Below are 20,802 nucleotides of genomic sequence, written 5' to 3'. Positions count from 1 at the left end.
GCGCTTCTCAAGGCGGTTGAGAAGCGGACCAACGATGACCCGCGGATACGCTCCGAGTCAACAAAATTGCACGAAGTGACATCCGTGAGTTCCTGGTCAACTCCCAGGAATTGGTGTTCTCGCAGGTCAGCGCACTGTTCGACCCATACAAACGCGGCTGGATGGCGATGCGGCACTTCTGGCGCGATGCTGTCCGGGTTGTCCGGTACGGTCGGACGCGCAGACGAGCAGAGGATCGGTGACAGGGTGGTAGGGCGCAGGTGGGTGGCAGTGCCGGGTGCGGCGCTGGGCGCGGCGGCTGCGGTGATTCTGGGGGGCGTGCTCCGCGGGACTTATCCGTTCGGGCCGCATGGGCGAAGCATCTTGGATTTGGGGCAGCAGTTCATTCCGATGCATGCCCACCTGCGTGACGTGTTGACCGGTGGTGCGCCGGGGGACTTTCTCTTCAACTGGTCCAGTGGGTACGGCGTGCCGTACCTCGGTGATTTCATGGCCTACAACGGGGCCGCGTTGTCGTGGATCGTGGTGCTGTTTCCGCGGGACAGGATCGACCTTGCGCTGTACGTGATCATGCTCGCGGCGATCGCGGCTGCGGCGGCCGGGATGACGGCGTACCTGCGGATGTTGCGCCCGAGCGGGGCGAGCTGGCTCGCGGGGCTGGCCGGGGTGTCGTATGCGACCTGTGGGTGGGCGCTCGATGACGGCGGCTATATGACGGGCTGGCTGTATGGGCTGATCGCGTTTCCGCTGATCTGTCTGCTGTGTGAGTGGGTGCGGCAGAAGCGCACGGTCCTGCCGCTGGTGGTGGCGCCGTTCGTGATCGCGCTGTTCTGGTATTCGCACTTCTACACGGTCTACATGGCCACGCTCGGCGCGGGGCTGGTGCTGATCGCGCGGGTGCTGTCGGATCCCGACGGCGGCTCCTGGCGAGACCGGTTCATCGGGTCGTTGCGCTGCCTGGTCGTTGTGCTGTCCGGGATCGCGCTGTCGGCGCCGCTGTTGGTGCCGACCTTCAAATCGGTCGGGTATGCCCGGCCGAGCCCGGACGAGACCTTCCACCCGATCGGCTGGCTGTCGTTCCTCGGCCGCCTGTTGCCCGGCTCCGAGGGAGTCGGGCTGAACCCAGGGCTCGCGGTCGGGACCGTGCTACTGCTGGCGGCGCTGAGTTTCCCCTTCAATTACGGGATTGTGCGGCGCGAGCGGATCATCTGGTCGGCTCTGGTCGTGCTCACGATCGCGAGCATGCAGGTCCGGATCACCCACGAGATCTGGCACGGCTTCGACTCCCCCAACGGGAACCCGTTCCGGCAGGCGTTCATCGTCGCCGGGATGTTCGTGATCATCGGCTGGATGTCACTGGCCGCGGGACCACGGAGCGTGCTGGCGATCGCCGTACCGGTGGTGCTCGTCATGGCCTTGTACGGCGTCGCCTTCGGCTCGTCGTCAACGACTGCGGTCACCCACGTGATTGTGCCGGTCATGCTGATCCTGACTGTCCTGATCTGGGCGGCTTGGCGTTGGCGGCCGTCGCGCCTGGTTGGGCGGGTGGCCGCGGCCGTGCTCGTGGTGGCTGTGCTGGGCGAGGTGGCCGCTTCGACGTACGCGATCGACCAGGCGCGAGCGGAGACGTTCCCCGTCTCGCCGGCCTGGGGTCCGCGACAAGAGCAGGCACGCGCTCTGGTGTTGTCAGCGCAGGACTGGCCTCGGCAGCGGGTGTCGGCGGGTGCAGTCAGCACCGTGAACGATCCGATGCTGATCGGCGGGGAAGGGCCGGAGTACTACAGCTCGACGATCCCGAACGAACTGTCGGAAGAGCTGATCAATCTCGGCTTCGGGTACTGGGCGTTCGGGCGGGCGATCATCGATCCCGCCAATCCGGTGATCGATGCGATCTTCTCGGTCGGGGCACGTGTCGAGGCCGATGGTCAGGGCGGACTGCGCCTCGTGCGGAGTTCGGCGTCGCCACTCGTCACGGTCCGGCCGGGCAAGACCTGGGTCTCGGCGGATCCGGGGTCCTTCGGCCTGCAGGAGACCGCGCTCGGTGGTGACGTCTATGCGATCCCGAAGTTGACGGTCGTGCCCACGGCCGGATCCGGGCTCGCGTTCACCGGCCGGCGTTCTGGTGTGCTGTCGATCAAGCTGCCTGCGGGTACGGCGGCTCCGGCGGAGTTCCGGCTCACCGGGCAGTGCGCACCTGGTTCCGAACTCTATCTCTCCGGACCTACCTTCGCCGGGGCCGCGCTGGTCGACGGGCGGTGGACATCACTCCTGCCACCGCCACCGCTGGGGAAGCGTCCAGGGACCTACAGCGGAGGCGTACTGACCCCGGTCGGCTCGGCCAGCACGAGCGGCGCCTTCGACGTACGGCTCCGCACATCGGCCTCGACCCACCTGCCGTCGTCCGGAGCCATCGGCTGTCTCGACCGTGGCAAACTCGACCTGGCCGTGACTCGGCTCCAGCAGAGCCAGCCGGCGGACGTCCACGTCGGTGGGCACAGCATCGACGTCAAGCTGACGCCGGGCACGCAGGGCCGTGTAGTGATGGGGACTGTCCTGTCACCGGGCTGGCAATGCCAGATCGACGGTCAAGCAGCCCGCAAACCAGTCCAGGTCGGCGGTCTGATGGCCGTGCCGGTCGGCACCCAGGCGACCAGCGTCGCCTGCGTCTACCACCCGGCCGGTCTCCGGCTTGGTCTCCTGGTCGGAGCCGCCGCCATGCTCGCCCTCCTCGCCGGGGCCGCCGTACTCAAACTGCTCGAGCGTCGTCGGGGTTAGGCGCGCCAGGGCATGTGTTGGAGGGCCCAGGTGTTGCCGTCGGGGTCGGGGAACCAGGCGTAGTAGACGCCGCCTAGGTCTTCGGTTTCGGTGACTGCTACGCCGCGGGCTAGGAGTTGTTGGCGGGCTGCTTCGATGTCCTTCACCACTAGATGCAGGCCTCGTTGGGAGCCGACGGGCATGTCCATTTGGGGGAGGCCGGTGGAGAGGAGGATCGAGCAGTAGGAGCCTGGTGGGGTGAACTGCACGATCCGTACGCCGTCGGTCGGGCTGATGTCGACGTCGCAGGTCCAGCCGAGTTGGTTGGCGTAGAAGACCTTGGCTCGGTCTACGTCGGCGACCGGCATTGGGATGAGCTCGAGCAGGTAGGCGCCCGGCGCGACCAGAGGGTGCGCCGGGTCTACCGGGATCTCGGAGAGGTCCTTCGGAACCTCTGTTCGTTCAGTCATGCCCTTACCTCTCCGTTGAGTGCCCGAATCCCAGAAAGCGAGGCCCCTGAATCCCAAGACACGCAGGGGCCAAATCCCCAAACGCGAGGGGGTTGAACTCCAGAACGCGAGGGTTGGGTGGCAAGACACCAGCAACCTGGTGGTGCCGGTCCGGCGGGTTGTGGGCCGCCGGACCGGGCTGTGGTCAGGCGGACTTCTTGGTGGCCTTCTTGGCGGCGGTTTTCTTGGCCGTCGTCTTCTTGGCGGCGGTCTTTTTGGCTGGGCTCTTGGCCTCGGCGGCCTTTTTCGCCGTCTTCTTGGCGGGGGCTTCGCCGGTGGCGGCTCGGCGGGCTTTGGCGGCTTCTACGGAGGCTCGGAGGGCGGCTACCAGGTCTACTACCTCGGCGCCTTCGGTCTCTTCCTCTTCCGAGTCGGCGGGGAGTGGGACGCCGGCGGCCTTGGCCTCGACTACCTGTTCGAGGGCTGTGCGGTACTCGTCGTGGTACTGCTCGGGGTCGAACTCGCCGCGCAGGGTGTCGATGTAGGAGGAGGCCATGGCCTTCTCCTGGGAGCGGATCTCGACGTCTTCGGGCGGGGCCGCGAAGGCGGCGTCGCGGATCTCGTCCGGCCAGAGCATGACCTGGAGGATCAGGATGTTGTCGACGGTGCGGAGCAGGCCGAGGCTCTCGCGGGAGCGGAGCGCGACCTTGACCAGGGCGTAGAGCTCGGAGCCCTCGAGGGCGTCGCGGAGCAGGACGTACGGCTTGGCGCCGGGGCCGCCGTCGGCCTGCAGGTAGTAGGACTTGCCGAGGTAGAGCGGGTCGACCTGGTCGGCCGGCACGAACTCGAGGACATCGATGACCTTCTTGCTGGTCAGCGGCAGGTCGGCGAAGTCGTCCGGTTCGAGCACGATCATCCGGCCGTCCGGCATCTCGTAGCCCTTGCCGATGTCGGAGTACGGCACTTCTTCACCGTCGATCGAGCAGATCCGCTTGTACCGGATCCGGCCGCCGTCGGCGACGTGCACCTGGCGGAAGGAGATGTCCTTCTCCTCGGTCGCCGAGAACACCTTGATCGGAATCGTCACCATTCCGAACGAGATGGCGCCCTTCCAGATGGCCTGCATGGTCATCAGCTCCCTAAAGTCTGCCGCGGGGTCCCTCCGCGGCCAGCAGATCGGGGATCTCCTGTGTCGCGTACCACATCAGGTCTTCACCCTCGCACGAGTCGAGGGCGAAGACGGCGTCGTCGTCACCGTTCTGCGCCGCCGCCCACAATTCTGCGGCCTTCGCGACGATTTCGGTGGCTCTGGGCTCGTCCAGATGTGCCGAGGCGACCGAGCGCCACGGCACGACTACGTGCAGCTCCAGCCGGGCGTCACCGAGCTCGGCCACCCCGTCGGCGGGCGGGATCGCGCTCACCTCGGCGGACACGACCACCCGGCGGCGCGGGGTCCCCGGGTCGTCGGCGAGCAGGCCGACCGAGGCCCGGGCCGCCTGGGTCATCGCGGCGTACTCGAGCTCTTCGTCCTCGCCCTCGGCGTACCACTCGCGCAGCGCCGGGGTCACGGCGTACACGGTGAGCGGCTGCGGGCCGAACTCGCCCGCGTGACAGGCCTCGTCGAGCAGCCGCAACGTGGATGGGATGTAGACCCTCATTGACCCGCCTTCTTCGTCGTACTGCGGGGTTTCTTCCGTCCCCGGGAGGCCCGGTTGCGGCTGCCCTTGGTGGTGTCGACCAACTCGTCGAGGGCATCGGTCACGCATTGGGCGAAAACAGCCAGATCGGGCATCGCGGTGCGGTCCGCGTTCAGCCCGTAGAACACCTTGCCGTCGTACGACGTGACGCCGACCGACAGGCCCTGACCGGGCATCAACGGCACCACCGGGTACGACGCGAGCATCGGAGCGCCCTGGGCATAGAGGGGGAACTGCGGGCCGGGCACGTTCGTGATCACGACATCGTCGATCGGACGGACCGTGGCGGTGGCGACCCGGGCCGCCAGCGCGTGCAGCGTGGTCGGTGCGAAGCCCGCGATGCCGACCAGCGAGCGGGCGCTGACTGCACGACCGGTGTCCTTGTGGACCTTGGTCTGGTACGAGATCTGGTGCAGGCGCATGACCGGGGAGTTCTCCCCCACCGGCAGCGTCACCGCGGAGGCGATCACGCGGGAACCGAGCGAGGTCGGCTCCTCGTCATCGTCGTCGCGGATGCTGACCGGGACGACCGCGCGCACGTGGCGGGTCGGGCCGACGCCTTCGCCCCGCGTCATCATCCAAGCCCGGACGGCGCCCGCGACGACCGCGAGGATCACGTCGTTGACCGTGCCGCCGTGCATGGCCCGGACCGTCCGGTAGTCCTCGAGGTTGGTCTCGACCGTGGTGAACCGGCGCTGACCCGAGGTCTTCACGTGCAGCGAGCTCTCCTGGGCGTGCTGCCGCGCGGCCAGCGAGCCGACCACGCCGCCAAGGACCTCGCGGACCGAAGTCGAACCGGTCAGGCTGGCCATCTCGGCCCGCGCCAGCTCCAGGGCCGCCGTCGGGTGCTTGGTCGCGTCCGTGAACACACCGAGCAGCAGCTCCAGGGCGGACGGCGGGTGCTCGGGCTGCCAGGTGTCGGTCGGGGTCTCGTTCGGCTTGGCGGTCGCGTCGAGCACGACCTGGCCGATGTCGACCGTGCTGTTGCCGTCGACAAGCGCTTGGTGCGACTTCGCGATGATCGCGAACCGGTCGCCCTGCAGTCCCTCGACCAGATACATCTCCCACAGCGGCCGCGCCCGGTCCAGCCGGCGGGACATGATCCGGGCGACCAGCTCCAGCAGCTGGGCGTGCGTGCCCGGGCGGGGCAGGGCAGAGCGCCGTACGTGGAAGGTGATGTCGAAGTCTTCGTCGTCCACCCAGACCGGGCCGGCGAAACGGCCGGGGATCTGCTGCACGCGCTGCCGGTACCGCGGCACGAAGGCGATCCGGTCCCGGATCAGCGCGACCAGGCTCTCGTAGTCGAACTCGTCGTCACCGTGCACCGGCGGCTCGAAGATGTCGACCGTGCCGACATGCATCGGGGTGGCCGGTGACTCGGCCTTGAGAAAGGTGAGATCCAGCGATGACAGCCGGTCGGGCATGTATGTCACCTTCCTCTCTGGCGGATAGCTTTCCGTCACCCTAGCTGCCCCGCCGGACAGTGGGCTGCGACACTGGCCGGGAAGAGAAAACACGGCCGGGAACACTGAGTCCTCGGTGTTCGTCAGGCAAGAGGGTGCGTCCCGCACCCTGAGAACTGAACAGACCCTTTGAAAGGCCCCTCGACCCATGCGTTCGACGATCGCTCGCGGCACCGCCACCGCACTCCTGCCCGCTCTGGCCGTGTTCGTCCTGGCCGCCTGTGGCAACGAATCCAGTAGTGGCGGCTCCCCCAGCACCCCGACGACCGCCCCGACAACGGCTCCGTCCGACGTACCGACGAACACGCCGACCCCGGGCAAGCCGAACTCGTCCGGCCCCTCGAACACGGCCGACCCGTCCGGTGACCAGGCCGACGTGACGCTCGCCGTCACCGTTGCCAACGGCAAGGTGAACCCGAGCGGCGCCACCGTCAAGGTGAAGGCCGGTCAGTCCGTGCTCGTCACCGCGGTCAGCGACGCCGAGGACGAGCTGCACATCCACGGTTACGACAAGGAGCTCGAGCTCGCCCCGGGCAAGCCCGTGCAGGTGAAGTTCACCGCGGACATGAAGGGCACCTTCGAGGTCGAGACGCACAAGAGCGGCAAGCTGGTCGCGAAGCTCGTCGTTTCGTGACCCCGCTGCTGCTCCCGCTGCACGGGATCGGCGGCCGGCAGGACCTTCCCGTACCGTTCGGCCTCGCGGTCGGCGGTGCGGCGGTCGCCGTCGCGGTCTCGTTCGTCGTACTCGGGCTCGCCTGGCGGACGCCGAAGTACCGGGGTAACGAGTCCGGGAAGCCGTTGCCGACTGCAATCACCCGGACCGTCGACGCGGGGTGGTTCCGCTGGTTGGTGCGGCTGGTCGGGCTGGCGATCTTCCTGTACGCGATGGTCTCGCTGGTGTTCGGCGTGGACCGGCTGACGAACCCGATCTTCGGCTTCATCTACATCCTGCTCTGGGTCGGCCTGGTACCGATCTCGATCCTGCTCGGCCCCGTCTGGCGGACGCTGAACCCACTGCGCACCCTGCACCTGCTGCTCTGCAAGCTCCTGCGGCAACCGCCCTCGAAGGGCGTGCTGACGCTGTCGCCGCGGCTCGGGCTCTGGCCGGCCGCGCTGGGCATCTTCGCGTTCACCTGGCTGGAGCTGGTCGCCCCCGACCGCGCCACCATCCCGGTGCTGCAGGCATGGATCGCGCTCTACGTAGTGATCATCATGTTCGGGGCGATCCTGTTCGGCGACCGCTGGTTCGCGACCGGTGATCCGTTCGAGGTCTACGCCACGCTGATGTCCCGCCTGTCCCCATGGGGCCGCCGGACCGACGGCTCTCTGGTCGTACGGCGTCCGCTGGAGAACCTGGACGGCCTGAAGGCGCAACCGGGGCTCGTAGGCATGGTGGCCGCGCTACTGGGCTCTACCGCGTACGACGGCTTCTCGAACTCGTCAGCGTGGATCGGCTGGGCGCAGAACCAGGACATCTCGATGACCTGGCTCGGCACAGCCGCACTGATCGTGTTCATCCTCTTCGTGCTCGTCACGTACTCAGGTGCCACCCTGCTCGCCGGGCGGCTGTCAGACAGCTCCCGTACGACGTTGCCCGGGCTGTTCGCGCACTCCGTCGTACCGATCGCGCTGGGCTATGTCATCGCGCACTATCTGACGCTGTTCATTCTGGAAGGGCAGCGGACGCTCATCTACCTGAGTGATCCGCTCAGCAACGGCGCCAACGTGTTCGGCACCGGACTGCTCGCGGTGAACACCGGAATCACCAACCACAGCTCAGCAATCTCGGTCATCCAGGTGCTGGCCGTGGTCGGCGGCCACCTGCTCGGCGTCATCTCCGCCCACGACCGGGCCGTCGCCCTGTTCCCCCGCCACAAGGCTCTGGCCGGTCAGCTCCCCCTGCTGATCGTCATGGTCGGCTACACCGCAGGGGGACTTCTCCTACTGTTCTCGTCTTAGTTGTAGGGCACCGTGGCCCAGAGGCCACAGTTGTGCGCATCTGACAGGTTGATCGACCGTACGGCGTGCTGTCCCAGCTCCTGGGCCTGCGCGCCGTGCGGGGTGACCCGCGGCCACGTGACGCCACCAGGGTGGTTCGGGTTCGACGTGTGCGCGAACCGTGTCCAGTAGTCGACCATCTGGTCGGACAGCTTGGTCTGCTCAGGGTTCAGGTCAGCCAGGTGGAACAGGTAGGCCAGCTCCGAGCCATGGTGAGCGCCGTACGGGAAGGCCGGGTTCTCCTCCAGCCCTGTGCTGTTGGGAGCGGACCGGTCCGCGAAGTCGTAGGCGTAGACCGGTACGTGTTTCGCCAGCGCCTGATCAGCTTTGAGCGCCTGACAGGTCCAGCCCGCGTCGGTGAGCGCCGCTGCCCAGACAAGCGCCGCCGTATCGCCGTCCGGCCCCGGATAGACCGCTGCGACCCGAGCGACGTCGTCCGGGAATGCGCCGTGCAGCAGAAACTCTGTATAGATGTCCGGCGTGATCTCGAACTTCTTCGCCAGCGCTCCACCGACGTACAGGCGCATCTCGTCCTTGTTGGTGCCCTGGATCACCGGCACCCGGGCAAAGCGGCCGGCGTCGAGCGCGGCCGACGGCTTCTCCGGAAGCGTCTTGGTGCCGTAGGCAACGAAGGAGAACGAGTTCATCAGGTCGGCGGTGGCGAGCTGCGCGGTCGACTTACCCCGCAGACAAGCCAGTACGTCGGTCGCGCAGCCGAGGCCTGTTGCCGCCTCGGCCCCACCGGCCTCGACGTCGGCGGTCGGCTGCCACGGGTCGTAGACACCGCTGGTGGGATACAACCCGTTGGCCGGGAACCGGGTCCGGCAGGAGCCGCTCTCGATGATCGCCTTGTCGAACAGGCCCTTCGCGGCCGGCGCGGTCAGCTGTGAACAGGTACTCATCCCGCCTGCGGACTCACCGAACAGCGTGACGTTGCCCGGGTCACCACCGAAGAACGCGGCGTTGTGCTTCACCCAGCGCAGCGCGGCCTGCTGGTCCTGCAGTCCGAAATCACCTTCACCCTGGAGCGCCGGGTGACCGAAGAATCCGAAGACGCCCAGCCGGTAGTTGATCGTCACCACGACCACATCACCGCGGGTGGCGAGCTTCGCGGCGTCGTAGTCGCTCCCCGAGCCCATCGTGAACGCACCGCCGTGCACCCACACCATCACCGGCCGCGGACGGCTCGGCTTGGTCGGCGCGGTGACATTGAGGAACAGGCAGTCCTCGGATCCACTGCCATCGAGCTGCACGCACTTCGACCCCGGCTTGGTCGCGTCCCGTACGCCGGTCCAGACGGCTGCACGCTGCGGCGCCTTCCACCGCAGGGCACCGACCGGCGGCGCGGCGTACGAGATGCCCTGGAAGGTGCGGACTCCGTTCTGGTCAACACCGCGAACTGCACCGCGATCGGTCAGGGTGACTGGACCGCTGGTGGTTTCGGCTGCCGACGGGCCGGCCAGTGTCACCGCGGCGAGCGCGGCAAGAACGGTGCCTCCAGCAATCAACCGGGACTTCATCATCCGGAGATCTCCTTTCGGGTGGCCGCGTCGAAGAGCGCGACGAGCTCCTCGGCGTAGGCGGGGACGTCGAGGTCTGTGTGGGTGAAGATCTGCTCGGACGCGCCGCCGAGCGTGGAGCGCAGGGCGACCGCCATCGCGCGCGGGTCGAAGTCGCGGAGCTCGACGGCGGCCTGGCCGGCGCGGAAGATGCCGATGACCTCTTCGTACTCCGGCTCGTGGATGAGCGGTCCGAGCACCAGGCGGCCGTCAGGATCGCGGAAGTTGTTCCAGATCTCGCGCAGCGCGAGCACCTCACGCCGGTCGGCGGCGTACCAGTCGAGGCTGGCCCGGATGAAGGTGGCGATCTTCTCGGCGGGCGCGTCGACCGCGGCCATCCGGGGCCGGATCGCGGCTTTCGCGCGATCGAAGACGCGGTCGACGATGGCCTGCATCAGCTCGTCTTTGGCGGTGAAGTGGTACGAGATCAGGCGAGTACTGCTCAGCTCGGCCCGCTCGGCGATCCGCGCGTACGACGTGTGTTGATAGCCGAGGTCGACCAGACACTCCACGGCCGCGGCCATGATCTGGGTACGCCGAGCCTCAGCAGTGACCGACCTTTTTACCTGCACAGGTAATTTCTACCATAGGCAGGTAAAATTCAGCTCTCAGTAGATGTGGAGCGGGTGAGACCGCGGCTGGTGATCGCGAGGACGATGAACGCGATCAGGCCGAGGATCAGGTGCGAGTTGCCCGGGATCGACTGCCAGAACGTCCAGCTCAGCTCGCGGTCGTCGCGGTACGGGACCCACCAGATCGAGCGCAGGACGAACAGGCCGTACCAGAGGACGCCGGCGACGACGGCCGGGTTCAGGCCCCAGACGCGGTTGACGCCGCGGATCAGGCTGATGCCCAGCGGGATGATCCAGACCCAGTGGTGGCTCCACGAGATCGGTGAGGCGAAGAGGACGGCCAGGGCCATCACGGCGATCGCGGTGACGCGCTCGTCGGCCAGCCAGTACTTGCGAGCCAGCCAGAGCACGGCCAGGCCGACGATGACCGAGGCTACGAACCAGGTCGGCTGCACCCAGCTCGCCGTGTTGCCGAGGCGGTGCAGGAAGCCGTTCAGTGACTGGTTGCCCGAGTAGGCGATGCCGCCGACCCGGTTGGCGTCGAAGACGACCTCGGTCCAGTACCGCCAGGACTGCTTCGGCGCGAACGCGAAGCCGATCGCGATCGTGGTGAGCAGGCCGAGGAGCGCGTTCCGCAGGGCCTTCCACTGCTTGGTTACCACGAGCAGCGCGAGGATCGGCACCGGGGTCAGCTTGATGCCGATCGTGACGCCCAGCCAGAAACCGCGCAGCCGCGCGTCGTTCGGCCGGATCAGGTCCAGCACGATCATTGCCACCAGCATCAAGTTGATCTGGCCGAAGTCGATCGTGGCCCAGACCGGCTCGAGCACCAGGGACAAGATGGTCAGCGCCACCAGCACCACGGTCCGCTTGCGCAGGGTGACGAAGGACCAGAAGGTCTTCGGCAGGCTCGCGCGCCAGATCAGCGTCAGGCACAGCACGGACGCGGTGGTCCAGACGACCAGGGCGACGCCCCACGGCACGATGGCCAGCGGGACCATCGCGATCGCCGCGAACGGCGGGTACGTGAACGGGAGGCCGATCCCCGGCAGCTTCGCGTCGTACAGGGCGGGTCCGTGCAGCAGCGCGTCACCGCCGAGCCGGTACACGCGCAGGTCGATCATGCCGTGGTACTTGCCACCGATCCACGCGCCGAGCGCGACCAGGACCGCGGCGGCGAGGATCCAGAGCAGCATCCGGCGCCTGTCGAGCGGGCGGGATGCGGGGGTGGTGGTCGTCGTCGTGCTCACGTCAGGTCTGCTCCGAACAGGGACTCCAGCTCGCGCCGGGTCTCGTCGTACGAGGTGTGCAGGATGCCGGTCATGCCGACGGCTCGGGCGCCGTCGACGTTCACTTGAAGGTCGTCAACAAAGACGCACTCGGCGGGCGGAAGGTTCACCCGGCCGGCGGCGAGCAGGAAGATCTCCGGCTCGGGTTTGCGCAGGCCGACCTCACCGGAGATCACGATGTCGTCGAACATCCCGTCCCAGGTGTCGCGGGGGTAGGTGTTGCCCCACGAGTTCGACAGCAGGGCGGTCCGGATGCCGAGCGCCTTGGCCCGGCGGACCAGCGCGTTCATCGCCGGGACGTGCTCGAAGTGCGCGAACATCCGCTCCATCAGGCCTTCCGACGGCACCTGGGTGCCGTCCGGCCGGATCAGGATGGTCGCGAGCTTGCGCTCGAAATCCGGTACGGCGATCTGTCCGCGCTCCAGCGCGTGCACCGGATTGATCTCGGCCGCGCCGGCATCGACCGGCAGCCAGGCCATGATCGCCTTGACGTACTCGTCGAAGTCGAACCCGTCCAGCTCGGCCCAGCGCCGCAACGCCGTATCCAGACCGGAGGTCAGCACGCCACCCCAGTCCACCAGCAACCCACGGGGTACCGCGCCGACCTCTGCCATGGCCGTCAGCCTACTCAGGACAAGCTCGGGCTCACTGACGTGGTCCCGGTCGTGACTGTCAGTGCTTGTACTCGATGGAGATGTCGCCGGACGACGTCTTCGCCTTGATGCTGCGGCTGGAGGCGGGGTCGACCTTCACCTCCGGCTCGTAGTCGCCGGAGGAGGTAGCGGTCTCGACCTTGTACGTCTCGTCGCCCGCGGGCACGGTGATCGTCACCTCGCCCGAGCTGGCCTTCGTGTCCACCGACTGCGGCGCACTGGCGAACTCCAGATCCGCGCTCCCCGAGCTGCTCTTGGTGGTGACCGTGCTCGCGGTCAGCGCATCGCCCTCGATACTTCCGGAGCTGGTCTCCATCCGCAGCGAGCCGCCCAGACCCTGCGCGGCGATGTTGCCCGAGTTGGTCTTCAGCTCGGTCTCGCCGGACATCCCGGACACCTTGATCTGGCCGCTGTTGTTCTTCACCGTCAGCTTCACGTCGCGCGGCACCGTCAGCACGTACGTCGTCTTGCAGCCGAAGGAGAGGAAGCCGCAGTTGGTGTCCTTGAGCTCCAGCTTGCCGTCCTTGAAGGTGTCGCTCGGAGCGGACCCGAACGCGTTCCGCTCGAACTGCCGGTCGACCGTGAGCTGATCCCCGTCGCCCGGCCGGATCTCGACACTGGTCGAACCGCCCTCGACGACCAGCGACCGATCGTCCAGTTTGTAGGTGCTCTGCCCGTTCTTGGCGCCCTCGGTCAGACCGGTGAGCGCCCAGTAGATCCCACCCAGGATGAGCGCGACCGAGATCGCGATCCCGTACCGCCGCTCGGCACTCATCGGCGGCCGCCCCTGCACCTCGGACATCAGTCTCCTCTTTCCGTCTCCAGTGGCCCGAGTCTGAAGTTGCTTGATGGTAGGCGGTGTTCAGGTGCGTGCATCGTGGTGACGGAGAAGCTGCCTCGATGCTCTTTATCGTGGCAGTTTCTCCGGTGCCGCGAGGTGCGTGCCTGGGCGCCGCCTACGTCAAGGAACTTCGGACTCGGGTCACTAGCAGCCTGTCAGATCATCGGGCCGCTGTCGGTGGGGTTAACCCCCATATCTCCCTGGCCAGAACCCTGGGCTAGCGGACGAACGTCTGGTCGATCGAGACGGCCAACTGCTGCAGGGACTTGCGGAGCTTGCTGGACTTCGCGGCCTCGGCCAGGCTGCGGCCGTGCGCCATCGCCGCGTCCACCGCACTCAGGTCGTAGGGAAGCAACGCCGACGCCTGGAGGCCGGCGTACTGGCTGAGGGCGTCGGCGACCGCGTCGGACGGTGAGCTGCCCAGCGAGCCGGAGCGGATCCGGTTCACCACGATGCGCAGGGTGACCGAGGGTACGAGCCCGCGGAGCTCGTGGATCGCGCGGATCAGCCGAGTCAGGCCGACCGGGTCCGCCGACCCCACGACGATCACCTCATCGGCCTCCTCCAGGGTCGCGACGGTGGCGCCATTGCGACGCGGCGCGAGGGAGTCGAACGAGATCTCTTCATCCGTCTCGATGCAGAACCCGAGATCGACGACCGTGCACGGTGACAGCAGCCGCGCCGAAGACCAGATCGCCTCGACCGCAGCCGGGCGCAGCTCCGTCCAGCGGTCGGCGCGGCTGAGCCCGGTGAGCACCATCAGATGCGGCTCCACCTGCCGGGCGTGCTTGGCCAGCGTCATCAGATCCAGCGTCCCGCTCGATGCGGAGCGTGCCGCGGCGGCCAGGCCGGAGGTCTCGTCGAGCATCCCGAGCTGCTGCGCGACGGTGCCGCCGTACACGTCGCAGTCAGCGAGAAGGGTGGGCAATCCTCTGGCTGCAAGCTCGGAGGCCAGGCCGACCGCGACCGTCGTCCGGCCCGGTGCGCCGGTCGGGCCCCAGACCGCGATGATCCGGCCGCTGCCCGCGGCGTACTCGGGTGGCTCGGTCCGCAGGCCGGTCTCCCCCGTGCTCGGCACGAAGCCGCCGGCGAAATGCGACAACGCGATCGGCGGACCCGCTTCGACCGCATCACTGATCGCGCGCCCCAGATCCTCCGGACTGACATCAGCAGGCAGGATCCGCTCGATCCCCATCCGGCTGAGCCGGTCCTCGGGCCCGAATGCTGCACCGGTTTCACTCGGATCGACCAGAGCCAGTACGGCGATGCCGCGCGCATGCAGAGCGGACACCGCATCGGAACTCAGCCGCGCGAGGTCGTCGGCGAGCAGGACCGCCCTCGCCTGACCGCTCGCGGCAGCTGCCATCACATCCGCGATGTCGACGCACCGCCGGACGACGCGGATGCCCGGTGCCCGCTCGGTCCGGCGTACGACGTCTGCCTCCCATGGCGCACCAGTCACCGCCAGCAGGACCGGAATCGCCATCAGGCCGCCCGCCGGACCAGCGTCGGCTCTCCTTGGCTCATCGCGGTCAGGGCATCCGGGAGCTTCCGCAGGTCCTTCGGCGTCAGCGCGACCAGCACCTGACGGCGGGCCGATCCGCCCGCGACGCCCTTCACCGCATCGATCTGCAGGACGCGGATGTTGCTCCACAGCAGCTTGGCCGCCTGGTCCTCGTCCTTCGGCACGACCCAGATGTCGACCCGGTCGCCATCCGCCGTGTCACCAGGCAGTCTGCCGGTCGCCACCGACAGCGGCAGCTCGGTCCGATCACTCTCAGCCTGCGGTACGGCGGCGTCGCGCGGAAGGAACTCACCGGCCGCGACCGCCCGGGCCACGACCAAACCCTTCAGCTCGGCGCCGGCAGCGACGTACATCGCGGCGTCCTGACCGCTGGTGAAACGGACGCGCACGGTGGTGAGGTCGTCGCCGGTCAGCTTGGTCCCGGCGGCCAGGTCGCGCTTGGCGGCCCAGATCGTGCTGGTGTCGTCGGCGGAGGAGAGCAGCTTGGCGCCGACCAGGGCGGTGATGGCGACGAGAAGGACGCCCAGGACCAGGCGGCCGTCTCTCCAGCGCGCCTTCCGGTTGCGCTGCGCCGGGATCGAAGGCGCTCCGAACCTTGGTGTGTCGACCACGTCAGATCCCCCAGTCGTTCGATCGCTGCTGTGGACATTCTGCCGTGATTCCGCACTTACCGTGAGCATTTATCCACAGGCTGTCATACTGGGGACAAACTTGGTCAGGCCGCTGTGAACCGTGGCAAACTGACGGAACCAGCTGCTACCCGAAGGAGTCCGGAACGATGTCGGCACCGCGTTTTCTCCAGCTCGCCGACGTCGCCGAGGTCCTGAACATCTCCGCCAACCAGGTCTACGCGCTGGTCCGCCGCGGTGACATCCCCGCGGTCAAGATCGGCGGCCGCGGCCAGTGGCGGGTCGAGGCGACCGAGCTGGAGAAGTACATCGAGCGTCTCTACACGGAAACCAAGCAGTTCATCGACACCCACCCGTTCGGCGAAGAGGCCGAGACATCGGAGGACGCGCAGCACTAGTGGTGTGTCGCGTCTAAAACTTGAGTGCTGGCGGTGTCCAGGTGGGTGCATCGCAAGGCGGAGGGAAGGGCTCGATGTTTTTCCATCGTGCCCTTTCCTCCAACGCAGCGAGGTGCCCGCCTGGGCGCCGCCAGTGCCAAGATTTAGACGCGACACACCACTAGCGTCTGCGGACTGCTTGGAGTGCTTGGGTCGGGATGAGTCTGACGTTGTAGACCTCTGAGCGGCGGCGAGGTGCGTCGAGCGGGTGCTCCGCGACCTCGAGGAAGTCGGCGCCGACGCGGTCGATCGTGCCGGTGATCGGGATTCCGCCGCAGAAAACCGTGACTAATGAGCGGTCGCGCGCTATCCCACGGAGCAGGTGCGCCAGGCCCAGCTTCCCCGCCACCGCGCCAACGGCCGGCTCGGCCCATGGTCCGAGTCGGTGAACCGCGACCAGGGCGCTGACCGGCACGAGCCATTCCTCGCGGCCGGCCTCGATCAGGAGGCAGTCCTTGCCAACGCGGGTGAGCAGACCCTGGAGCGGTTCGGTCCCGGTGAGTTCGATCCGGATGACTGAATCGACGGCACCCCGGAGCCGGTCGAGCACCGTGATCTTGCTGAGCTCGGTCCGGATCCGGTCGGCGACCTCGCCGTACAGGTCGCCTTCCTGGAGCGCGTCGAACTGCGACTCCAGGTCCTCGAACAGCGCATCCCACCGCATATCTGCCAACTTACCGTGCTGGGATCTGCACGCTCGGTGACATCTGCACTTGCAAACTGTCAGTAGTTGCGGTCTATAGTGATCAAGCCGAAGCAAACTAAAGCAAACTCATAGATCGGAGGTGAAGAGGATGATTCGAGGGGCTAAGAACCTGCTGCTGGTCGGCGCCTTGGTGGTTGTCGGGCTGGGACTGCGCTGGATGACGGGCGGCACGCTCGCCGCGATGAACAGTCAGGATCTGGATTCGCTGACCGTGCTTGCGGTCGGCGCGGTTGCTTGGGTCGCCTACGGCTGGCTTGTCCTCGCGGCGGTGGCTACCGCGCTGGAGCAGCTGCCTGGTGCGATCGGTGCGGCGGCTGGGGTGCTTGCTACGCGGATCACCTCTGCGACCTCCCGGGCGCTGCTCCGCTCTGCGCTGGGCGTCGCGGCAGTCACCCCGCTTACGGTCGGGGTCGCCCATGCGAACTCGCCGCACACCTGGAGCGCTCCGGCGACGTCGGTTGGGATCGAGGGTGGTGGTTCCGACTTCCGAGCTACCGAGCCGCGGTCCACGGTTCAGCTCGGCGCTCCGCGGAACGGCGTACGGGCGGGGGCTGGTGTGCCGCAAGCGCGGCTCGCTGGGGCCCCGAGCCCGGCGAGCAGTCGCATCACCGTGCCGGACCGGCCTGGGACAGGCGCTCCGACGCGCTACACGGACCTGCGGTCTGGGCGTGGAGTGAACCTGCCAGCGCGGGTCACTGTGCAGGCCGGGGACACGCTCTGGGACCTTGCCGCGCACGAGCTCGGGCCGCGCGCCACCAACGAGCAGATCGCCGTGCGCTGGCCGCAGTGGTACGCCGCGAACCGGCAGGTGATCGGTGCTGATCCGAACCTCATCCTCCCCGGCCAAGTACTGCGAGTGCCGCGCACACACCAGGAGCAGTGACATGAGCCAGATGCCGAGCAGTGCGGAGTACCAAGAGGTCTTGCGGCGACGGCGGCTGGACGTCGTACCGCCGATTGACGAGACCCGGCCGGGTCTTCCGGAGGCACGCGCCTGGGGTGGCCGGCTCGCGCAGGCGGTGTCGGAGGTTCTGGCGGGAGATCGTCCGGTGGCGCAGCTGGTCCGGTTCACCGACGAGGAGGTGTTCGTCGAGCTCAACCGGCGCGTGCGGGTGCTGGGGCTGACGACTACGGCAGGCGGTCGCGGTACGAAGGAACGGTGCGCATTGCGGTCGGTGCGGGTCTGTCGGCCGAGCTCGGAGGTCGCAGAGATCGCCGCACACGTCCGGCACGGCGGACGCCACCGGGCGATCGCCTTGCGGATGGAGATCCGTCGCAACCGCTGGGTGTGCACCGCTCTCGAGATCGGCTGAGGCAAGGGACTTTTCGGGCAATGCAGACGGTCATTCGGGATCGGGCCGAACAAACCGCCTGGTCCAGGAGTCCTTAGAGCGCAATGTGATCGTGTGGTTCTCGTCATGTGACTGGTGGGCGTTCGGCGTACCGTTGCCGAGTCGGTCGCCAGGCCGGAGTCGTTCGGGGGAACGAAAATGCGTGAGAGCAATATCAAGGTGGGGCGGGTTGCACGGCCGGCGTCCACTGGGGTGATGCCAGATCGTGAGCCCGCCGACCCCGGTGAGGTGACCTTCGCCTGGCGAATCGGTCTCGACGAACTGAGCGCGACAGAGCGCGCCCGCGTCGCCCCGACCGCGCGTCGACGACGCTGGTCCGAGCGAGTGCCCGCCCTGTACCCGGTGGCGGTGCGCTACCACCGCGCCCGCAAACGCGTCGAGTGGATGCGAGGCAGTACGGCGTACGCGCGGGAGCGGCGTACTGCCGATCTGCCGGTGCGCGTGAAGCGGCACAAGTCGCTGCTGTTGCGGCAGCTCGGTGAGACCGAGATGTGGATGCAGCACAACAAGGTGACCAACCTGCGGCTCGCGTGTGAGCAGGTCGACGGTCTGGTCATCCGGCCCGGCGAGACGTTCTCCTTCAATCAAGTTGTCGGGAACGCGACACGTCGCAAGGGCTATCTCAAAGGGATGCGGCTGTCGAACGGCCAGGCGCGCCCGGGCATCGGCGGTGGTATCTGCCAGCTCGCGAACCTGCTGCACTGGATGGTGCTGCACTCGCCGCTGACGGTGACCCAGCGATCCACCCACAGCTTCGATCCGTTCCCCGACAACGGCCGCGTGCTGCCGTGGGGCGTCGGGTGCAGCATCGTCTACAACTACGTGGACCTGCAGTTCCGCAACGACACCGAGCAGACGTTCCAGCTCCGGGTCGGGGTGAGCGATCGGTACCTCGAGGGTGAGATTCTCACCGACGTTCCGGCGGCGACGTCGTACCGGGTGTTCGCGCAGGGCGAGCGATTCCTGCGGGCCGGCACCGACTACTTCCGGCGCAACGAGATCTGGCGGACGGTGATCGACCGGCGGACCGGGCGGACCACCGCCGAGGAGCTCGTCCGGGAGAACGTTGCCCTGGTCAAGTATGTGCCGACCGGCGTGACCGTGTACGACGTGGTGGACTGACACCGCGATAGATTCGGAGCCATGTCTTCGTACGGTCCGCCCGGTGGTCAGCAGTACCCGCAGCAGCAGTACGAAACCCTGCAGTACGGCGGCCCGCCCCGGCCGCCGCGGCGTGGACCGTCGCCGCTGCTGATCGGCGGGATCGTCGGTGGAGTCGTGGTTGCCGTCGTGATCGCCGCGCTCGTGATCAGCAGTCTCCTGCGCGGCGGCTCCGCGGAGCCGCCGCCTGCTGCCGGACCGAAGACCGTCACGCTGGGCGGCGACTCACCCGGCCAGGCGAAGGCGCTGACTGAAGCGCTGACCGCGTCGAAGATGGAGTGCTCCGTGCGCTTCACCGTCAACGACGGTGGCCTGGCCGGCTGCTTCCTGTGGACGGACCGGGGCCACACACAGAGCGAGGTGCGCTTCCAGTACCGCACCGACGGGACTGTGATCGCGGTCAACGCGCAGTCGCTCAAAGCGGACGCCCTCAGGCCGCTGATCGCCACTCTGGCGGGTGTGGTCTTCCCTGCCGACCAGGACCCGGTGAACCAGGCCTTTGGCACCGACCGGGGCAAGTTCGACGGCAGCTGGGGCACCTACAACACCAGCACCGGAACCATCACCCGATTCGTTGCCGGCAAGTCCGGTGCGAGCCCGCTGAGCCCGCCGCGACTCAAAGCCGACACCCCCTCAAGTGCGGCAGCAACCGCCCTCAAGGCCAAGGGCTTCACCTGCGACGAGTCCGACGAGGACTGCAAGAACACCTTCCCCAGCTACAACAAACACACCGGCGACCTCACCATCCGCACCACCGGCCTCGGCTCGGACGGCATCTCCTACCTAATCGCCTCGGTCTCCGACACCTCCAAGGACGCCCTGGAGTCGGCGAACTACGACGCCTTCGCCGCCCTGATCGAAACCGCCTTCAACGTAGTCCACGGCCCCGGAACCGCCGCGGTCCGCGAGTGGATCACCAAAAACACCGACGGCGAATCACACACCGCCTACGTCAGCGGCTGGCGAGTAGAACTAGTCGTCAACTACGGCTCCCCCTACGAACCAAACCTCCCCGGCTACATCCACGCCACCATGTACACCGACTCCCTCTGGACCACCCCGGACCAGTAGATGAGGCTGCTGCTGAGTTCCTGGTTCCTGACCGCCGACACCCGACCGCCGGCGCTGCCCAGCGCCACCGGCCGGGCTGGCATCGTCCTGAACGCACTCGACCAGTACGGCGACTCGCGCACCCGCGACTACGCCCGCGAATGCCACGCCCTGGAAAGCTTCGGCTACACGTGCGAAGAGCTCGATCTGCGAGACTACTTCACCGCTCCCGAGAGTCTCCAAGCCCGCGTGGCCGACCTCGACCTCGTCTGGGCCTTGGGTGGCAACGCGTTTGTCCTGGCCCGCGCCATGACCCAAGCCCGCCTGGGCGACGCCCTCCACGCGCAACTGCACCGGCCCGAGTTCGTGTACGGCGGCTACTCAGCAGGAGCCTGTGTCGCCGGGCCGGACCTCCAGGGCATCGACCTCATGGACGATCCCACCGTCCTGCCCGACGGCTATTCACCAGCCGTCGCACCAGACTGCCTGCAGCTCGTGCCCTACCGAATCGTTCCCCATTGGCGATCCGACCACCCAGAGACCGAAGGCGCGGACCGAGCCGCCGCCCATCTCACGGAACGCGGTCTCCCCCACCGCTGCCTACGCGACGGCGAGACGCTAACCGACGTACCAACCAACGGGTAGTAGTCCGCTGGTCGGCGGGATG

At 67.6% G+C, this 20,802-nt stretch carries 21 protein-coding genes; 9 read left to right on the top strand and 12 right to left on the bottom strand.

The annotated features are described in order from the left end of the window. Positions 1 to 186 precede the first annotated feature (186 nt). Complete coding sequence (locus OG474_RS26325) at positions 187 to 2,775, top strand: YfhO family protein (protein ID WP_405056241.1); 2,589 nt, start codon at positions 187 to 189, stop codon at positions 2,773 to 2,775. Here OG474_RS26325 and OG474_RS26320 read toward each other — a convergent pair. The 4 genes from OG474_RS26320 to OG474_RS26305 all read right to left on the bottom strand — a co-directional run bounded on the left by OG474_RS26320 (position 2,772) and on the right by OG474_RS26305 (position 6,324). Continuing rightward, positions 2,772 to 3,224 carry a VOC family protein gene (locus tag OG474_RS26320; protein ID WP_405056240.1) on the bottom strand — a complete coding sequence of 151 codons (453 nt, stop codon included), beginning with the start codon at positions 3,222 to 3,224 and terminating at the stop codon, positions 2,772 to 2,774. The genes OG474_RS26325 and OG474_RS26320 overlap by 4 nt on opposite strands. A gap of 184 nt (positions 3,225 to 3,408) precedes the next feature. Then, complete coding sequence (locus OG474_RS26315; protein ID WP_405056239.1) at positions 3,409 to 4,335, bottom strand: Ku protein; 927 nt, start codon at positions 4,333 to 4,335, stop codon at positions 3,409 to 3,411. A 7-nt stretch (positions 4,336 to 4,342) separates the two neighbouring features. Further along, positions 4,343 to 4,861, bottom strand: a complete 519-nt coding sequence (locus tag OG474_RS26310) for a DUF6912 family protein (RefSeq protein WP_405056238.1) — start codon at positions 4,859 to 4,861, stop codon at positions 4,343 to 4,345. Continuing rightward, positions 4,858 to 6,324 carry a WS/DGAT/MGAT family O-acyltransferase gene (locus OG474_RS26305; protein ID WP_405056237.1) on the bottom strand — a complete coding sequence of 489 codons (1,467 nt, stop codon included), beginning with the start codon at positions 6,322 to 6,324 and terminating at the stop codon, positions 4,858 to 4,860. Before OG474_RS26305 ends, OG474_RS26310 begins: the two co-directional genes overlap by 4 nt. A gap of 187 nt (positions 6,325 to 6,511) precedes the next feature. Here OG474_RS26305 and OG474_RS26300 point away from each other — a divergent pair, with 187 nt between their 5' ends. Both OG474_RS26300 and OG474_RS26295 read left to right on the top strand, forming a co-directional pair. Then, positions 6,512 to 6,997: a cupredoxin domain-containing protein gene (locus OG474_RS26300; protein ID WP_405056236.1), complete on the top strand. Its 486-nt coding sequence runs from the start codon at positions 6,512 to 6,514 to the stop codon at positions 6,995 to 6,997. Continuing rightward, positions 6,994 to 8,322, top strand: coding sequence for a hypothetical protein (locus tag OG474_RS26295; protein WP_405056235.1), 1,329 nt, complete (start codon positions 6,994 to 6,996; stop codon positions 8,320 to 8,322). Before OG474_RS26300 ends, OG474_RS26295 begins: the two co-directional genes overlap by 4 nt. Here OG474_RS26295 and OG474_RS26290 read toward each other — a convergent pair. The 7 genes from OG474_RS26290 to OG474_RS26260 form a co-directional block, all read right to left on the bottom strand. Next, positions 8,319 to 9,884 (bottom strand): carboxylesterase/lipase family protein, encoded by a 1,566-nt coding sequence (locus tag OG474_RS26290; RefSeq protein WP_405056234.1) that lies wholly within the window; start codon positions 9,882 to 9,884, stop codon positions 8,319 to 8,321. The genes OG474_RS26295 and OG474_RS26290 overlap by 4 nt on opposite strands. Beyond that, complete coding sequence (locus OG474_RS26285; protein WP_405056233.1) at positions 9,881 to 10,492, bottom strand: TetR/AcrR family transcriptional regulator; 612 nt, start codon at positions 10,490 to 10,492, stop codon at positions 9,881 to 9,883. The genes OG474_RS26290 and OG474_RS26285 overlap by 4 nt, the downstream gene beginning before the upstream one ends. 29 nt (positions 10,493 to 10,521) lie before the next feature. After that, positions 10,522 to 11,742 (bottom strand): glycosyltransferase 87 family protein, encoded by a 1,221-nt coding sequence (locus tag OG474_RS26280; protein ID WP_405056232.1) that lies wholly within the window; start codon positions 11,740 to 11,742, stop codon positions 10,522 to 10,524. After that, entirely contained in the window at positions 11,739 to 12,395 is a 657-nt protein-coding gene (locus tag OG474_RS26275; RefSeq protein ID WP_405056231.1) for an HAD family hydrolase, read from the bottom strand. The genes OG474_RS26280 and OG474_RS26275 overlap by 4 nt, the downstream gene beginning before the upstream one ends. A gap of 58 nt (positions 12,396 to 12,453) precedes the next feature. Further along, positions 12,454 to 13,236 carry a DUF4097 family beta strand repeat-containing protein gene (locus OG474_RS26270; protein ID WP_405056230.1) on the bottom strand — a complete coding sequence of 261 codons (783 nt, stop codon included), beginning with the start codon at positions 13,234 to 13,236 and terminating at the stop codon, positions 12,454 to 12,456. Positions 13,237 to 13,492: 256 nt separating this feature from the next. Further along, positions 13,493 to 14,761, bottom strand: a complete 1,269-nt coding sequence (locus OG474_RS26265; protein ID WP_405056229.1) for a CpaE family protein — start codon at positions 14,759 to 14,761, stop codon at positions 13,493 to 13,495. After that, on the bottom strand, positions 14,761 to 15,411 hold the full coding sequence (locus OG474_RS26260) for an SAF domain-containing protein (RefSeq protein WP_405056228.1): 651 nt from the start codon (positions 15,409 to 15,411) through the stop codon (positions 14,761 to 14,763). Before OG474_RS26260 ends, OG474_RS26265 begins: the two co-directional genes overlap by 1 nt. A 167-nt stretch (positions 15,412 to 15,578) precedes the next feature. On the opposite strand from OG474_RS26260, the gene OG474_RS26255 reads away from it, so the two are divergent. After that, positions 15,579 to 15,827: a helix-turn-helix domain-containing protein gene (locus OG474_RS26255; RefSeq protein ID WP_405056227.1), complete on the top strand. Its 249-nt coding sequence runs from the start codon at positions 15,579 to 15,581 to the stop codon at positions 15,825 to 15,827. A 160-nt stretch (positions 15,828 to 15,987) separates the two neighbouring features. On the opposite strand, the gene OG474_RS26250 is transcribed toward OG474_RS26255, so the two are convergent. Continuing rightward, complete coding sequence (locus OG474_RS26250) at positions 15,988 to 16,530, bottom strand: hypothetical protein (protein WP_405056226.1); 543 nt, start codon at positions 16,528 to 16,530, stop codon at positions 15,988 to 15,990. A 130-nt stretch (positions 16,531 to 16,660) separates the two neighbouring features. On the opposite strand from OG474_RS26250, the gene OG474_RS26245 reads away from it, so the two are divergent. The 5 genes from OG474_RS26245 (at position 16,661) to OG474_RS26225 (ending at position 20,780) form a co-directional block, all read left to right on the top strand. Then, positions 16,661 to 17,455 (top strand): LysM peptidoglycan-binding domain-containing protein, encoded by a 795-nt coding sequence (locus OG474_RS26245; RefSeq protein WP_405056225.1) that lies wholly within the window; start codon positions 16,661 to 16,663, stop codon positions 17,453 to 17,455. 1 nt (position 17,456) lies between these two features. Beyond that, complete coding sequence (locus tag OG474_RS26240; protein ID WP_405056224.1) at positions 17,457 to 17,885, top strand: Rv3235 family protein; 429 nt, start codon at positions 17,457 to 17,459, stop codon at positions 17,883 to 17,885. A 234-nt stretch (positions 17,886 to 18,119) separates the two neighbouring features. After that, positions 18,120 to 19,046: a VanW family protein gene (locus OG474_RS26235; protein WP_405056222.1), complete on the top strand. Its 927-nt coding sequence runs from the start codon at positions 18,120 to 18,122 to the stop codon at positions 19,044 to 19,046. A gap of 21 nt (positions 19,047 to 19,067) precedes the next feature. Next, the gene (locus OG474_RS26230; RefSeq protein WP_405056221.1) at positions 19,068 to 20,156 is read left to right on the top strand and encodes a hypothetical protein; all 1,089 of its coding nucleotides are present in this window, start codon (positions 19,068 to 19,070) and stop codon (positions 20,154 to 20,156) included. After that, positions 20,157 to 20,780 (top strand): Type 1 glutamine amidotransferase-like domain-containing protein, encoded by a 624-nt coding sequence (locus OG474_RS26225; protein ID WP_405056220.1) that lies wholly within the window; start codon positions 20,157 to 20,159, stop codon positions 20,778 to 20,780. The last annotated feature ends 22 nt before the right edge of the window (positions 20,781 to 20,802 follow it).

This window comes from Kribbella sp. NBC_01505 (assembly GCF_045040285.1).
Lineage (GTDB): Bacteria > Actinomycetota > Actinomycetes > Propionibacteriales > Kribbellaceae > Kribbella.
The sequence above is the reverse complement of the archived record's forward strand: the minus strand, read 5'-3'. Positions and strand labels throughout refer to the sequence as shown.

Bases quoted from the DNA above. Each gene is read 5' to 3' on its own strand.
- OG474_RS26270 (WP_405056230.1), bottom strand. From the start codon at position 13,236: ATGTCCGAGGTGCAGGGGCGGCCGCCGATGAGTGCCGAGCGGCGGTAC.
- OG474_RS26235 (WP_405056222.1), top strand. From the start codon at position 18,120: ATGCCAGATCGTGAGCCCGCCGACCCCGGTGAGGTGACCTTCGCCTGG.
- OG474_RS26240 (WP_405056224.1), top strand. From the start codon at position 17,457: ATGAGCCAGATGCCGAGCAGTGCGGAGTACCAAGAGGTCTTGCGGCGA.
- OG474_RS26275 (WP_405056231.1), bottom strand. From the start codon at position 12,395: ATGGCAGAGGTCGGCGCGGTACCCCGTGGGTTGCTGGTGGACTGGGGT.
- OG474_RS26225 (WP_405056220.1), top strand. From the start codon at position 20,157: ATGAGGCTGCTGCTGAGTTCCTGGTTCCTGACCGCCGACACCCGACCG.
- OG474_RS26300 (WP_405056236.1), top strand. From the start codon at position 6,512: ATGCGTTCGACGATCGCTCGCGGCACCGCCACCGCACTCCTGCCCGCT.
- OG474_RS26310 (WP_405056238.1), bottom strand. From the start codon at position 4,861: ATGAGGGTCTACATCCCATCCACGTTGCGGCTGCTCGACGAGGCCTGT.
- OG474_RS26325 (WP_405056241.1), top strand. From the start codon at position 187: ATGCTGTCCGGGTTGTCCGGTACGGTCGGACGCGCAGACGAGCAGAGG.
- OG474_RS26255 (WP_405056227.1), top strand. From the start codon at position 15,579: ATGTCGGCACCGCGTTTTCTCCAGCTCGCCGACGTCGCCGAGGTCCTG.
- OG474_RS26320 (WP_405056240.1), bottom strand. From the start codon at position 3,224: ATGACTGAACGAACAGAGGTTCCGAAGGACCTCTCCGAGATCCCGGTA.
- OG474_RS26250 (WP_405056226.1), bottom strand. From the start codon at position 16,530: ATGCGGTGGGATGCGCTGTTCGAGGACCTGGAGTCGCAGTTCGACGCG.
- OG474_RS26315 (WP_405056239.1), bottom strand. From the start codon at position 4,335: ATGACCATGCAGGCCATCTGGAAGGGCGCCATCTCGTTCGGAATGGTG.
- OG474_RS26265 (WP_405056229.1), bottom strand. From the start codon at position 14,761: ATGGCGATTCCGGTCCTGCTGGCGGTGACTGGTGCGCCATGGGAGGCA.
- OG474_RS26290 (WP_405056234.1), bottom strand. From the start codon at position 9,884: ATGATGAAGTCCCGGTTGATTGCTGGAGGCACCGTTCTTGCCGCGCTC.
- OG474_RS26305 (WP_405056237.1), bottom strand. From the start codon at position 6,324: ATGCCCGACCGGCTGTCATCGCTGGATCTCACCTTTCTCAAGGCCGAG.
- OG474_RS26230 (WP_405056221.1), top strand. From the start codon at position 19,068: ATGTCTTCGTACGGTCCGCCCGGTGGTCAGCAGTACCCGCAGCAGCAG.
- OG474_RS26245 (WP_405056225.1), top strand. From the start codon at position 16,661: ATGATTCGAGGGGCTAAGAACCTGCTGCTGGTCGGCGCCTTGGTGGTT.